Below are 12,801 nucleotides of genomic sequence, written 5' to 3'. Positions count from 1 at the left end.
AGAAGATTCTATTCGAAAAGGAACCGAATTCTTTCGAAAAATCGTCTAACGTCCGTTAAACAATCCTCCAAAAGAATTCTTTTCCTATCTTATTATTTCGGAACTACCTTCACGAAATAATTTTTGTTTCCTTCAAAGTCCTTCAGAATTCCTTCCGAAAGATCGGATCCGGTAAGTTTGGAATGCTCGCCGATCATATTTTTTATGACCTCGTAGTCTCCTTGTTCCAGATCCACGGTTTTTACGTATTCCTTATTGAGAAGAGGTTGGATGTCCCATCCCTTTTGGAAGAAATACGCGCTGCCTCCGGTCATACCGGCTCCCATATTCTTACCTACGCTTCCCAGACAAACGATGGTTCCGCTCGTCATGTATTCGAGGAAGTGATCTCCCGCTCCGCCGACTACGGCTTCGGCTCCGGAGTTACGAACCCCGAAACGTTCGCCCGCTCTTCCGGAACAGAATAACTTGCCGGAAGTCGCTCCGTAGAGACATGTGTTTCCGAGGATCGTGTTGTCATAGGCTTTGAGTTTGGACTTACGGTGTTTTTTAACGACGATCACACCGCCGCAGAGTCCCTTGCCTACGTAGTCGTTCGCGTCTCCGGAAAGAGTGATCTGAACTCCTTTGACGAGCCAAGCTCCCAAGGATTGCCCCGCGGTTCCTTCGAGAATGATTTCCAGTTTTCCGGGAAGCCCTTTGGATCCGTATTTTCTCGCGATCAGACCGGAGATCTTCGCTCCCACCGTACGGTTCGTGTTGCGGACAAGATAAGAAAGAGCCATGGAAGACTTTCCTTCCAACGCTTTCTCCGCGTCCTTGATGATACGATCATCCAAAACTTCTCCGATCGGTTCTTTACGGATCGATCTGTCCTTTTTCTGCTTTGCAGGATCGTAAAACAAAGGCAGACGAACGAGGATCGGATTGAGATCGAGAGAATCCAAACGGTCCCTATCGTAACGTGTGATTTGTTTTAAGAGATCGGTTCTTCCGATGATTTCGTCTATCGATTTGAATCCGAGTTCCGCCAGATATTCTCTGACTTCGAGCGCCAAACAAGTGAAAAGATTCACGAGTTGGTCCGGAGATCCTTTGTATTTCGCGCGGAACTTGATGTCTTGGGTCGCAATTCCCGTCGGACAGTTGTTCAAGTGACATTTTCTCGCCATGATACAACCGAGTGCGACGAGAGAAGCCGTTCCCACTCCGTATTCTTCCGCGCCGAGACAAGCCGCGATGATCACGTCCCTTCCGGAAACGATCCCGCCGTCCGTTCTTAAAACGACTCGCTCGCGGAGCCCGTTCATTACTAAAACTTGATGTGTTTCGGAAAGACCCAGTTCCCAAGGAGAACCCGCATACTTGATCGAAGTGATCGGAGCCGCTCCCGTTCCCCCCACGTGACCGGAGATAAGAATCACGTCCGCGTTTGCTTTTGCAACTCCGGCCGCAATCGTTCCCACCCCCGCTTCGGAAACGAGTTTTACGGAAACCTGCGCTTTGTGATTCGCCATCTTCAAGTCGTAGATGAGCTGAGACAAATCCTCGATCGAATAGATATCGTGGTGAGGAGGAGGAGAAATCAAATCGATTCCCTGCGGAGTGTGACGATTGGTCGCGATCTCCTCGTTGTTCTTCTTACCCGGAAGCTGCCCGCCCTCGCCCGGTTTCGCACCTTGTGCGATTTTGATTTCGATCTCGGTCGCGGAATTCAGATATTCCGAAGTGACGCCGAATCTTCCGGAAGCGATCTGCTTGATGGAAGAATTCGCGAGATCCCCGTTTTCGTTTACGACGTAACGAGAAGGATGTTCCCCGCCTTCTCCGGAAGAAGACTTAGCGCCTAACCGATTCATGGCGATCGCAAGATCGGTATGCGCTTCGATCGAAAGTGCACCGTGAGACATTCCCGGAGTTAAGAATCGTTTTTGAATTTCGGTGACTGTCTCTACTTCCTCGATAGGAATCGGTTTTCTCGCCACGAAATCGAAAAGATCGCGGATGTTGATCGGATCGCTTTCTTTGAGAATTTTAGTCGCTTCCTTAAAAGCTTCGTAGTCGTTGTCGACCGCGGCCTTTCTCAAAAACTTAACAACTCTCGGAGACCAACGGTGCGGTTGATCGTCTTTTTCGGAGATAAAATCTTCCGGATTGATCTCTTTGTAAAACGCCTGCTCGTGGTTTCTAAGAATATTCTGTTCGATTCCGCCTAAGCCGATTCCGGAAATTCTGGAATACGTGCCGGGAAAGTATTTGGAAACGAGGGTTCTGGAAAGACCGATCGCTTCGAAAACCTGGCCGCCCACATACGAGGAAAGAATCGAGATTCCCATCTTGGACATGATCTTCAGAAGTCCGTCGTCGACGCCGTAACGATAGTTACCGCAGATCGTGTGGAATGGCGGACGTTGTCCGTCTTCGGAATCGAATTCTCCCTTTTCCCAAAGATCGAATAACGTGTCCCAGATCAGATAACTGTTTACGCCGGAAGCCCCGTAACCGAGCAGAACGGCCACATTATGAATTTCGAATGCAGATCCGGTTTCAACAAGAATCGATACCGCGGAACGTGTCTTGTTGCGGATCAGATGGTTGTGAACGGCGGCTACCGCCAATTCCATCGGAATCGGAGCCCTTTCTTTCGAAAGTTTCTTATCGGAAAGAACTAAAATATTGGTTCCCGATTTCGCCGCTTGCAGCGCGGATTCCAAAAGCGCATCCAGAGCTTTTTCCAAATAATTGAAAGCGGTGTTCGATTCCACGTGCGCTTCAAAGGTCGCGTCTAACGTGAGAATCTTATACGGTTTTCCGTCCATCTCGCGGATCCGTTTCAGATCCAAGTTCGTGAGATAAGGATGGGAAAGAACCAGACAGTTCTGGGGTTTTTCGTCTCCGAACAGATTCATCTTTTTTACAAGACGAGTGTAAAGTGAAGTGACGCCTTTCTCGCGGATGTAGTCGATCGGAGGATTGGTCACCTGCGCGAATCTCTGACGGAAATAGGTGTAAAGTCCGATTCTGGAAAGCATCAGAATCGACAAAGGAGTATCGTCTCCCATCGAACTGATCGCTTCCTTTCCGAGACTCGCCTGCGGTTTGATCACCGACTTTTGTTTAAACGGAGAATACGCAAATAACACCTGTCTTCTTCTGAGGTCGTCGCCTTTGTAGGTGATCGTATCCTTCATGGAAGAATCCAGATCCTGGTTGAGATACGAAACGTTTTCCTTAGACCATTCTCTGTAATCGTATTTTTTTTCGAAGAGAGAATTGATGTCCTCATTATAATAGAGTTTTTTCTCTTTCAAATTGATCCCGATCATTTCACCGGGACCAAGACGTCCTTTTTTTGTTACGATCTCCTCGTCGACTTGTACGAGTCCCGCTTCGGAACCCATGATCAAAAGACCGTCTTCCGTGACCGCATAACGCGCCGGACGCAATCCGTTTCTATCAAGAGCGCCTCCGATCCAATCGCCTTCCGCAAAAGCGAGAGCGGCCGGTCCGTCCCAAGGTTCTATTAAAGTATTATTATATTCGTAAAAACTTTTCAACTCCTCGGACATCGTGAGGTTTTTGGACCACGCGTTCGGAACGAGCATCGCCTTTGCTTGGAGAACGTCTTTTCCGGAACGAACGATGGCTTCCATCGCGTTGTCCAAACTCGCCGAGTCGCTCATGTGGGGGCGGATGATCGGGTGGATTTCCTTTTGATATTCTCCCCATTTTTTGCACTCGAGTTCTTCCTCGCGAGCGAGCATCCAGATTCGATTCCCGACGATCGTGTTGATCTCGCCGTTGTGAGCGAGAATTCTAAAAGGCTGCGCGAGCGCCCAGGAAGGAAACGTGTTTGTGGAATATCTCTGGTGAAAGATACAATACGGAGAAACCATTTCTTCCGAGTTGAGATCTTCGTAGAATTGAGAAACCTGATTTCCGTTGAAGAGTCCTTTGAAGACGATTCTTTCGGAGGAAAGAGAACAGATATACAAATCTCCGGCGAGAGAAAGACGATCCGCGTCTCTCATCAGTTTCTTTTGGATTAAGAATAATTTCGTTTCGAAGTCGTCCGCGGACATCCCTTCCGGTTTTCCGATGAGGACTTGTTCGATCTGAGGTCTGGATTGATTGGCCTTCGGTCCGAGAACTTCCGGATTAACGGGAACGTATCTCCATGCATAAAGTTTAAAGTTAAACTCCATAAGCGCGGACTCGACGAGACTGCGGCACATGTCCTGCTTATCGATATCTTCTCTCGGCAGAAAGATCATTCCGACTCCGATGGAATCTTCTTCGGGTCTGCGATGACCCATTTCTTCTATGTACGTCGCGAACAACTTCTTAGGAATCTGAATCATGATTCCGGCCCCGTCGCCGGTCACCATATCCGCGTCCACAGCGCCTCTGTGCGTCAGACAAGCTACCGCTTTGAGACCCATCGATACGATTCTGTGACTGTTCTCTCCCTGAAAGGAGGCAACAAATCCCACCCCGCAGTTATCATGTTCGAACGACTTTTCATAAAGGCCGTTTTCTTCTAGATAAGATTGGAGTTTTAGTTGTTCTTTTACTTCATTCATCTGCCGAAATCCCTCGTGATCCTAATTCCCTGGTAACAAACAGGCGTCGGGCGCGCCTATGGCTGAAATTTCAGCAAAATTCCCCAGTTACAAGCCAGTAAATTGAGAGTTGCGTAAATTGAAAACATTCTTTTAAAAGATAGGTTTGAAATAAAATTCCTCCCTCTTCAAAGCATTGATAAACGAATCCACAATGAGATCGAGATCTAAAAATAAGATCGCCGTATCTTAGACTCGATTCGAATGGAAGAATGAAAAAGAATTCTTTGCTTTGGTACAAACTGCTCGAACTTTAAGCAGACGGTACGGCGAAGAAGTTGATCCCGATCAAAAGAAGAATCGAAGAAGAACTATAAAAAGTTTACGATAGCTTCTGAACGATCGGAAGAAAAAGATCGCTGAGTTTTTTTCTCTGAGTCGCGTCCGGAATTCTCGTAAATAGTTGATCCATCTTTTGACGGAGAGAAGTCGTGTCCGGATATTCTTCGAAGAGTTTTAAGATATGAGGCCAGGCTTTTTTAACGAGCTCCTCCATTCCGGGACCGGCGGAGCGGGAAGCGACGAACGATCTTTCGAGTCCGGCCCTGAGATCCGCGAACGTTCGAGTGAGCTCCAACACTTTCCAGAGTCTGGATTCTTTGAGTCCGATGCGGGAAGAGATCGAAGAGAGGATCGAGTTCCAATCGACGGGTTCGTTTTTCATTTCTTTCAAAACGTAAGAATGAAGTTGAACGAGAGAACTCAGTTCCGGAGGAAGAGTCATCACCCACTTCTTATACGCGTCCGCTTGGCCGTCCTTTTGAAACTGTCGAACACGATTTACACTTTCCATATATTTGGAAAATGGAATGATCACAGGAGGTTCCGAAGGAGCTTCGGGTTCTTCTTCGACAAAAGAAGGTTCGTCAAAACCTCCGAACTGAAGATCCTCCACGTCGCTTAACAATTCGTCTCCGCCCGACACGGAAACGGGCGCGGGAGAATCGTCTTCGTCCAATTCTTCTTTTTGAAGTACAAGAGGTTTACCCGAAAAGTCGGAACCGAACTTGTCCACGATCTCGGTAAGAATCAATGTTTCGGGTCCCTTTTTCAAAGGAGGCGGAGGCGCAACCGGTCGTTTCGGCGCCCCCGGTGCGTCCGCCTTGGGAGCCTCTCCAAAAGAAGAAGCGGAAGGTTCCACGTCCTTGCCGGTCGCGTCGTCTCGGAGAACCACGTAACCTTCCATCCCTATAAAACGTTTTCCGGGAGGAACCAAGGTGCCGAAGTTTTCCACGATCTCTTCCGAAATACGCGCGTATTTTTTCTTTCTCGGTTTACCCGCGTTAGTCTTCTCTTGTTCTATGAGTTTGTTTTTGATTCCCGCATGGGTGTTCATGAAATTCTTATTCATGAACGCGGAAAGTTCGGTTTGAGAAACTCCGAGATATTCCGCAAACTTCGGTAAATGATCGAAGAACTGTTCCGTTTTTTGAATGTTGTTTACGATATAAGAACGTATTTTCTGTTTGAGAGCTTCCTGTTCCGTCGGCGGGATTTTTTTTCCGGAAATCAGACCGTTGAACAATTGGATGTGAGTGTGAAAATAACTTAAAAATTCTCCGTACGCGGTGAGTTCGTATTCACCGTGAGAATTTTGTTCGATGATTTTCTTTTCGGTTCCTGACATACGATTCTTTCTTTAAGGAGCCTTCCGCTTTCCCCATTCTTAGATTCGATCGTTTTTTCGAATCTTCCCCAAGGAGCATTTTGGCAAACCTTCGCCAGTTTTCCCTTCGTTTTCAGGAATTCAAGACATTTCGAACGATCCGGAACGAGGAGATTTCAGGGCCACTCGCTTGAAAAACGCCTGAGAAAACAAGGTTTTTCAGACCGTCCGCGTTTTTAGGAAATTTTTTTTAGATCCGGATTCCGTTTAACGAAGATTCTTTTAGGGATCAAAATTCGGCCTCAGCCCCTAACTCCGATTGGAAACGTTTCAGAAATTCAAGGTAATCCCCGATCGGAAATTTATATTCATACATGCCGGAAATCCAATTCACCTTACTTCCGATAGGCGAAAGATTTGAAACGTTAAAATCGGATTCGTCCAAACCGAATCGTTTCCAAAAAACAAATTCTTCGGTTCTTTCGATTTCCACGAGCACCAAGGAGCAAAAAAAATCGCAATCGTCAGGACACATCAGTATCGGCACAACGGACGATTCTCCCACGGAAGGAAGAATTCTGCGCCAAACGATCTCCCTTCCGTCCTCCTCCGAAAGCCAATCCAACAAAGTAGGAACCAGACCGATCCAACCCTTTGTATCGGATTTTCGATTTAAAAAAGAAGAGAACGAACGGAGCCATTCGTATTGCGAAAATCTATGATTTAAGAATGCGGAGAAAAAATGAATCTTGCCTCTTTGCGGAAAATTTCGATTTATAAGCGAAGCGAGAAATTCTCCGTCGATCCGTATGTCGAGATGTTCCCCGCCCGCATATAAAGACCGATGATAAACGGCTTCGATGCAATTCATCTTAAAGGACTGCTCCGTGATTTTCTAAAACCCGATTCAAAGAAGAATTTCGTAAACACACAACCCTATCTCGTTAGGAATTGTATAATTTCGAATCAATGAAAGCATAACGTGCATTCAATCTTTAGACAAACGTTTGACGATAATCGATCCGAGAAAAATTTCCAAAAGACTCAAGGGAACCGCGTAGATCAATAAACCCGAAGGCAACATTCCCAGATTCCAGACGACGATCCACATCAAGACAAATCCGACAAACCAACCGAACAAAAAAGTCTGCGTAAGCGTAAACTTCCGAGAGAGAATATAAAGAACGACGGCGAGAAAAAAGGACCATAGGATCCAAACGGCTCCGTTGATCGGTTCAGAAGGGAAACGTAAACCCTTACTTTCATAGTGCAAAACCCAATACGATTTGAACAAAATTTCATTTCGGAAGAATTCGGATGCAGTGATCCATGCCGCGGTCGCTAAAACGGGAACAAAAAAATTTCGTAACATATCGAATATAACTCCTAATTTAGGAAATAAAATTCCCGCAAAGGGAAACTACGTCCACCCGAATTCGAAAAATCAGCGAAGAGAAACTTCGCAGTCATTCAAAGACGTTCTAACGGAACAAAACGGAATTCGATTCCTAAGAATCGAATATGAGATCAATATCCCGCCTTCAACCGACGACAGTAGTAGCGGATCGGATCCTCGTCCGTTTTGTTCTCTCGAAAAAGTCCGATCGAAGCGGACTCCGGCTTTTTAGAGTCGGTAAGAATTTCGAAAAAGAAACGCAGAGGAAATTCGGGAGAATTTACGCGGATCGTATACTTTCCGGCTCGGACTTCGTAAGTCGCAGGAAGAACCACCTTTGTATCGTAGGTAAATTCAGGATCTTGAATGTTCTTTTCCTCGCCTTGATTGAGCGTAACGAAAAAGTTCTGATACGAATTGTCCTTCGGATGACCGAAAACTTCGATGCCGCAGACGTCGCGTGAGGAACAACGGGGTTTCTCCAATCTGCACTTGAATAACAATTCCCCGTATTTGAGTTCCGTCGCACCGGCTGCGGAGGCGAACAAATGAAACAAGATCAAAATCGAAGGGTTTCTTAAAACCTGCTTACAACTTTGTAAGCGGATTTTTCCCATAAAATAAAAAACAAATCGGAAACGGTCCGCAAAAACTCCGTAAAAAAAGATCATAATCTTCTCCGCTTTCCTTGCAACAAGCGACCTTTCGTTTTTTTCCCGCTCGGTTCTTACGTTCATCCGAGATTACCAAATTCTTACAAGCCGATCCGAAAAAAGAACTTTGATTCTTTCGATCGAAAGAAATCATAACCAACGGAAAATTCAGATTCTTTCTTTGATCAAACCCTCTCCCGATTTTAAGGAGAGAATTCTATAACGTAAAAACGTGTTGCAGGACGCCTCTTCCGTATAACGCACCAAATCGTAATCGGGTCTGGGAGAACGAAAAAAATTGGAATGTAAAAGACGCTCGCCGAGTTCTTTTTGAATATGAGCCCTCGCTTCGGTTCTCCGAGAATATTCGGAAGGAATGATGACGTCGTTTTTATAAGACAGAATATTGCCGCGATAGATCGCAACGGTGACCCGAATTCTGTAAGTCTCGTTGGGTTGCAAAGAAGGAAAATCCATAATCAATTTATTTCCAAGGCTTGTGTTTGTATATATCGGAGCTCGGGAGGTCCGAATCAAATCCGGAAGCAAAAAATAGAGTCCTGATTCTCGCAAAAAATCGAGAATGACGGGCCGACAATTCCCGGGAAGACTGTCTTAATAGAGAGGAAATCCGAAAAGTCGGAAATTCTAAACCGCTATGAACTTTAGATACAATCATACACCTTTTGCTTATCAGAGAAGAAAGACGAGAGAAGTTAAGATCGGCGACGTCGGGGTCGGCGCCGAAAATCCGATTCGGATCCAATCGATGATCAACAGCGACACGACCGACACAAAGTCTTCCGTAAAACAGATTTTAGAACTCGAACGCGCGGGATGTGAAATCGTAAGACTCACCGTTCCTTCTCAGGCCGACGCAGACAATCTCGTCAACATCCGCAAAGAACTCAAACAAGCCGGAAGCAGGGTTCCGCTTGTCGCGGACATTCACTTCACGCCGAGCGTCGCAATGAAAGCCGTCGAGTATGTCGAAAAGGTAAGAATCAATCCGGGAAATTTCGCGGACAAAAAGAAGTTCGCGGTTCGAGATTATACGGATTCGCAATACGACGAGGAGCTGGAAAGAATTTCGGAAATATTCTCCCCGCTCGTCCTTCGTTGTAAGGAACTCGGAGTCGCGATGAGAATCGGAACCAACCACGGTTCCCTTTCCGATCGAATCATGAATCGTTACGGAGATACGCCGCAGGGAATGGTCGAATCCGCGATCGAGTTTATAAGAATCGCCGAAAGTTTAGATTATTATGATATTATTGTAAGTATGAAAGCGTCCAATCCGCAGGTTATGGTGCAGGCGTATCGATTGCTCGCGTCCAGATTCGGAGAACTTAGAATGGATTATCCTCTCCATCTCGGAGTCACCGAAGCCGGAGACGGCAAGGACGGAAGAATCAAATCCGCGATCGGAATCGGCTCCCTTTTGGAAGACGGACTCGGGGATACGATCCGGGTTTCTTTGACGGAGGATCCGGTTTTGGAAGTGCCCGTGGCAAAACTTCTGGCAAATAAGTTCAATGGAAGAATAACGCAGGATTCGAAATCGAAAGGATATTCCGAATTTAGAAATCCGTTTCGATACGAAAGATTCTACAGCAGTCCGATTCGGATCGGAAACTTGGAAGCAGGAGAAAATCATCCGGTTCGAGTGGAGACGATCCTTCCTTTTCAGAATACGAATTCTTTTTTGGCGGACGTAGCCAAACTCTACCAATACGGAAAACCTCTTTCTCTGGAACCGGAAAGTATCGTCGTAGATTCTCCTGAACCGCAGCAGCTCGACGAAATTTACGAAGCGGCTCAAGCGCTATCAATTCCGGTGGGAATTTTTCTCGGAAAAAATATTTCTCTCAACGAAAAACTTCAGAAAGAACTGACTCGTTTCAGCAAGATCGTGTTCGATCCTTTCCTGCAATTTCAAGACGGAGAAAAGATGCTCTCCTTTTTAAAGGAAAGACAAAACGCCGGACTTTACACCGAAATTCATACTAGTCGGGAAAGAATAGAATCCCTCAAGGGACTTCCGGAAACGTTAGCCGAAATTGGAATCAAAAACGTTTTGTTCTCCTTGGAAACGAAAGAAATCTTGTACGACTATAGAAAACTCGGGACGATCCTGAGCCATTTCGAATTTCCGATTCTGCTTCACGGAAGTTTTCCCGATGCGGACGCGGCGCTTTACGATTCCGCAATCGGAATCGGCGGACTTTTGATCGACGGGATCGGGGATCTGATCCGGATCCAAACCCGGAATAAAAACGACCTCGAAGAAATTTTTCAGCTTTCCTACGATCTTTTGCAGGGAACCCGACTTCGTTTAACAAAAACGGAATATATTTCCTGTCCTTCCTGCGGAAGAACCCTCTTCGACCTTCAAGAGACTACCGCTAGAATCAAATCGAGAACCGGTCATCTCAAAGGCGTGAAAATCGCCGTGATGGGTTGTATCGTAAACGGGCCCGGAGAAATGGCGGACGCCGACTTCGGATACGTGGGCGCCGGTCCCGGCAAGGTTCATCTCTACAAGGGAAAGGAAATCGTAATGAAAAACGTTCCGAGCGAAATCGCCGACGAAAAACTCGTGGAACTCATTAAGGACAACGGACTCTGGCAAGAATCCGTATCCTGAATTGCGATCCATAGGGAGCAATTCGCTGAGTTCAGGAAGCGAATGATCAACCTGTGACAAATCATGAGCTTCCGGAATTGCGATCCATAGGGAGCAATTCGCTAAAGTTCAGGAAGCCAATGATCAACCTGTGACAAATCATGAGCTTCCGAAATTGCGATCCATAGGGAGCAATTTCTTTTTCCACAGGTTTAGAGCCTATTTGGAATCAAGAAGATTTCGAATAAGAATATTTGTTGGAGTTCCTACAAATATGAGAGTGAATTTATGTTTGTAAGAATTCCATTTTTGTGATAGAGAAAAGTCTCCCGAGCTTTCCCGCCACCGCTCCCCTCCACCCGAAATCTGGGTGGGGCGCGCGACTTTTTCAGAGGAGTTTGTCGTTGTTACCACAACTCTTTTAAAGTTTCAGTCCATCCTTGGGTCAGGTTATGATAGAGCTTCCGGAATTGCGATCCATAGGGAGCAATTCGCTAAAGTTCAGGAAGCGAATGATCAAACTGTGACAAATCAGCCTGTCAGTAGAATCCTGATTCTGACCTTCCAAAAATTAAAAAAAAAGCGAACCCTCGCCGTCAAGCGCGAGTGACGTTGCGAAAAATCGGCGGTTCATTCCGCGGTACAAATTCGTCCCAATTCCGAAAAAAAGTTATTTACTTGTTAAAGCGACGGCCTTCACCCTAAATATCGAATTTTCGGTTCTCAAAATCGCTCCGTTTCCGAGCTGGGAATCAATTCCATTCCTATAAAAACCGCAAGGAAATCGGTAAAAAACCGATTTTAAAATCGTCTCTTCTTAGTGCGGAACACAAAAAAAACCGGGGCGTTCTTTCAATTCATATCTTAACTTTTAATGAAGCTTTTTTTATAATACGCAAATCTTAGTCATAAGTAGTTATTTACTCGATTCTGAAAGTTCAAATTCCGATCATTTTAAGAGAATCCCGAAAATAGTGTTGTTTTATAAGTTTGGCTGAATGAGATAGACTCAATTTATTAACAAGTAAAACGCAAACGGAAACGTTATGAATTCATTCCTCAATCTATACAATTGGAACATCCGTCAGAAGCTGATGGTGATCATTTCCTTTATCATTTTAGTTTCTTTGGGAGTGATCATCGCTCTTGCTACCTACTTTTTCAAATCGGACAACGAAGTTCGAATCAAAGAAAACAACTTAAAACTAACGGACGTTATCAGTCAAAAAGTTAGATCGGATATCTCCTCCCTTACAAAACGCTCATTGCTCCTCGCAAGATCCGTCGCCGGCTCGGAAGAATCGAACAATCTGCTGGAAAACGAAGACGATATATTCTATCTGAAAATATTCCGGAAAGAAAACGGAGACTACAACGGAATCAAAAGAATCGCGAGCGATAGCTCCTTAAAAGAATATAAGATTTCCGGAGAGGAAGCGGACAAGATCGTTCGGAAATATTTGAACGGTCAGAAAAAAGCTCAGATCGGAAAGCCGGTCGTCTACAACGTGTCTCCCGATTTTCACAAACCGGTCCTCTTTCTTTCGGTCGCCTTGGGAGACGGAGTCAATTCGGCCGTCATCGTCTCGTTGGTAAAGATGGACTCGATCTTGGATTCTTTCAAAACTTCCGGGATCACTCAGTTTTTTCTTGTGGGGCCCGACGGGAAACTGATCGCTCACTCCGACCCGAAACTGATTTTACAACCCACGAGTTTGGCCGACGATCCGATCGTAAAAAATCTTTTGGAAAGTTCCATCAGCAACGGACAAACCAGATACAAAGGAAAAGACAATCAATACTACTTAGGTTCTTTTAGAAGAATCGGATACGCAGGATTAGGAGTGATCTCCAGTACTTCGGAGAAAAAAGCCTTCGAAGAAGTTTATAACATTCAA

8 protein-coding genes are annotated in these 12,801 nt (G+C 45.6%); 2 read left to right on the top strand and 6 right to left on the bottom strand.

Going from position 1 to position 12,801, the window contains the following annotated elements; genetic code table 11:
- Positions 1–92 precede the first annotated feature (92 nt).
- The 6 genes from gltB to CH376_RS18470 form a co-directional block, all read right to left on the bottom strand.
- Entirely contained in the window at positions 93–4,583 is a 4,491-nt protein-coding gene (gltB, locus tag CH376_RS18500; RefSeq protein ID WP_100787623.1) for a glutamate synthase large subunit, read from the bottom strand.
- A gap of 361 nt (positions 4,584–4,944) precedes the next feature.
- Positions 4,945–6,249 carry a hypothetical protein gene (locus CH376_RS18495; RefSeq protein ID WP_100787622.1) on the bottom strand — a complete coding sequence of 435 codons (1,305 nt, stop codon included), beginning with the start codon at positions 6,247–6,249 and terminating at the stop codon, positions 4,945–4,947.
- A 268-nt stretch (positions 6,250–6,517) separates the two neighbouring features.
- On the bottom strand, positions 6,518–7,099 hold the full coding sequence (locus CH376_RS18490; protein WP_100787621.1) for a hypothetical protein: 582 nt from the start codon (positions 7,097–7,099) through the stop codon (positions 6,518–6,520).
- Between the two features lie 117 nt (positions 7,100–7,216).
- The gene (locus CH376_RS18485; RefSeq protein ID WP_100787620.1) at positions 7,217–7,600 is read right to left on the bottom strand and encodes a hypothetical protein; all 384 of its coding nucleotides are present in this window, start codon (positions 7,598–7,600) and stop codon (positions 7,217–7,219) included.
- Between the two features lie 155 nt (positions 7,601–7,755).
- Positions 7,756–8,295 (bottom strand): hypothetical protein, encoded by a 540-nt coding sequence (locus CH376_RS18480; protein WP_125231990.1) that lies wholly within the window; start codon positions 8,293–8,295, stop codon positions 7,756–7,758.
- Between the two features lie 150 nt (positions 8,296–8,445).
- Complete coding sequence (locus CH376_RS18470; RefSeq protein ID WP_100787636.1) at positions 8,446–8,679, bottom strand: hypothetical protein; 234 nt, start codon at positions 8,677–8,679, stop codon at positions 8,446–8,448.
- A gap of 256 nt (positions 8,680–8,935) precedes the next feature.
- Between CH376_RS18470 and ispG the strand changes: the two genes are divergently transcribed.
- Positions 8,936–10,924 carry a (E)-4-hydroxy-3-methylbut-2-enyl-diphosphate synthase gene (ispG, locus tag CH376_RS18465; RefSeq protein ID WP_100787616.1) on the top strand — a complete coding sequence of 663 codons (1,989 nt, stop codon included), beginning with the start codon at positions 8,936–8,938 and terminating at the stop codon, positions 10,922–10,924.
- A gap of 1,025 nt (positions 10,925–11,949) precedes the next feature.
- The coding region (locus CH376_RS18455) for a cache domain-containing protein (RefSeq protein ID WP_207769145.1) at positions 11,950–12,801 on the top strand (852 nt) is incomplete at its 3' end.

The sequence above is a fragment of the Leptospira adleri genome (assembly GCF_002811985.1).
Classification (GTDB): Bacteria; Spirochaetota; Leptospiria; order Leptospirales; family Leptospiraceae; genus Leptospira; species Leptospira adleri.
The sequence above is the reverse complement of the archived record's forward strand: the minus strand, read 5'-3'. Positions and strand labels throughout refer to the sequence as shown.

Excerpts from the sequence above, each read along its gene's own strand:
- gltB (WP_100787623.1), bottom strand. The coding sequence starts at position 4,583 with ATGAATGAAGTAAAAGAACAACTAAAACTCCAATCTTATCTAGAAGAA.
- CH376_RS18495 (WP_100787622.1), bottom strand. The coding sequence starts at position 6,249 with ATGTCAGGAACCGAAAAGAAAATCATCGAACAAAATTCTCACGGTGAA.
- CH376_RS18490 (WP_100787621.1), bottom strand. The coding sequence starts at position 7,099 with ATGAATTGCATCGAAGCCGTTTATCATCGGTCTTTATATGCGGGCGGG.
- CH376_RS18485 (WP_100787620.1), bottom strand. The coding sequence starts at position 7,600 with ATGTTACGAAATTTTTTTGTTCCCGTTTTAGCGACCGCGGCATGGATC.
- CH376_RS18480 (WP_125231990.1), bottom strand. The coding sequence starts at position 8,295 with ATGATCTTTTTTTACGGAGTTTTTGCGGACCGTTTCCGATTTGTTTTT.
- ispG (WP_100787616.1), top strand. The coding sequence starts at position 8,936 with ATGAACTTTAGATACAATCATACACCTTTTGCTTATCAGAGAAGAAAG.